Here is a 1,304-nt window from a genome sequence, read left to right as displayed (position 1 = left end):
TGCGGTCACCGCGTGATTCTTCGAGAGATCTTCCACAACCCACTCGAAGAAAGGCACCGCGATGACCGCGAAATCCAGTATCGACCCTGCCGTGTTTCTGCACGAGCACCTGTCCCAGGCCAGCCCCGATCTGCTGCGTGAGCTGATGCAGAGTTTCGTCAACACGCTGCTCTCCGCCGATGCCGACTCAGTGTGTGGCGCTGCCTACGGGGCCCGGGCGCCGGAGCGGATCAACCAGCGCAACGGCTACCGGCACCGCGATCTGGACACCCGGATCGGGACCTTGGACGTGGCGATCCCGAAGCTGCGGGAGGGCTCCTACTTCCCCGAGTGGCTCCTCGAGCGGCGTCGCCGCGCCGAGGCAGCCCTGACCTCGGTGGTCGCGACCTGCTACCTACTCGGAGTCTCGACCCGGCGGATGGACCGGCTGGTGCAGTCGTTGGGTATCACCGGATTGTCGAAGTCGCAGGTCTCGGTGATGGCCCGCGAGCTCGACGAGCTGGTCCGCGACTTCCGCGAACGGCCCCTGGACGAGGGGCCTTACAAGTTCGTGGCCGCGGACGCGCTCACCATGAAGGTCCGCGAGGGCGGCCGGGTCATCAAGATCGCGGTGATGGTCGCCACCGGCGTCAACGCCGACGGATTCCGCGAGATCCTCGGAATCGCCACCTCCACGAGTGAGTCCGGGGCCGGCTGGAACACCAACTTCTGCGGACCTGGTCGCCCGCGGCCTGAACGGGGTCGCGCTGGTCACCTCCGATGCCCACGCCGGCTTGGTCGAGGCGATCGGGGCGAACCTGCCCGGCGCGTCCTGGCAGCGGTGCCGCACCCACTACACGTTCAACCTGATGTCGGTCTGTCCCAAGCACGCCTGGGGCGGGGTCAAAGCGATGCTGCACAGCGTGTTCGACCAGATCGACGCCGACGCCGTCCACGCCCAATACGACAAGCTGCTCGACCAGCTCCCCACCACCCTGCCCGAGGTCCACGACCACCTCGACGCTGCCCGCGCCGACGTCCTCGCGTTCACTGCGTTCCCGAAAGCACTCTGGCGCCAGATCTGGTCGAACAACCCCAACGAACGACTCAACCGCGAGATCCGCCGGCGCACCGACGTCGTCGGGATCTTCCCCGACCGCGCCTCGATCATCCGACTCGTCGGCGCAGTCCTGGCCGAACAACACGACGAGTGGGCCGATGGCCGCCGCTACCTCGGCCTCGACGTCCTGGCCAAGAGCCGCCTCACCCTCATCACCACCAACGACAGCACAGACACGACCAAGGAGGACACCGCCGGCGCCATC

General features: G+C 67.2%; 1 pseudogene. It reads left to right on the top strand.

From position 1 onward, the window contains the following. Positions 1-61 precede the first annotated feature (61 nt). Positions 62-1,304 (top strand): annotated as a pseudogene (locus ABEA33_RS27310) (IS256 family transposase); the annotation flags it as partial.

It is taken from the genome of Nocardioides endophyticus, assembly GCF_039543845.1.
In the GTDB taxonomy this organism is placed as follows: domain Bacteria; phylum Actinomycetota; class Actinomycetes; order Propionibacteriales; family Nocardioidaceae; genus Nocardioides; species Nocardioides endophyticus.
The sequence above is the reverse complement of the archived record's forward strand: the minus strand, read 5'-3'. Positions and strand labels throughout refer to the sequence as shown.